A 397-nucleotide genomic window follows, 5' to 3' on the forward strand; every position below is an offset into this window, starting at 1 on the left:
GGCTCGACGTGGCGACCACGCAGCCGGCCCTGCAGCTCTACACCGGCAACAACCTGGACGGCACGCTGATCGGCCCCTCCGGCCGGATCTACCGCTCCGGGGACGGCGTCTGCTTCGAGACGCAGGGCTTTCCGGACGCCCCGAACCAGCCGGACTTCCCGTCCGCGACCCTGCGTCCGGGGGAGGTCTTTCGGGCGGCCACCACGTTCCGGTTCTCGGTGGCGTGAGCCGTCACGCCGCGAGAACCAGGTCCTCCCACATCACCGGGACGGCGGCCACCGCCGGAGCGGAGGGTTTCGGGCGCCAGGTCTCGCCGAGCGCCAGGAGCGCGGCCTTGACCGCGTCGAGCTGCGAGGGCTCGCCCTCGGCCATGCCCTCGGCGGCGGCCGTGCTGGAC

Annotated in this window: 1 protein-coding gene; it reads left to right on the top strand. The window is 73.6% G+C overall.

Annotation, left to right across the window (positions count from 1 at the left end; genetic code table 11):
- Positions 1-227, top strand: a 227-nt coding sequence (locus tag FJV41_RS51405) for an aldose epimerase family protein (protein ID WP_497812692.1), incomplete at its 5' end; no start/stop codon positions are given.
- Between the last annotated feature and the right edge of the window lie 170 nt (positions 228-397).

Origin of the sequence: Myxococcus llanfairpwllgwyngyllgogerychwyrndrobwllllantysiliogogogochensis, assembly GCF_006636215.1 — a bacterium.
GTDB lineage: Bacteria > Myxococcota > Myxococcia > Myxococcales > Myxococcaceae > Myxococcus > Myxococcus llanfairpwllgwyngyllgogerychwyrndrobwllllantysiliogogogochensis.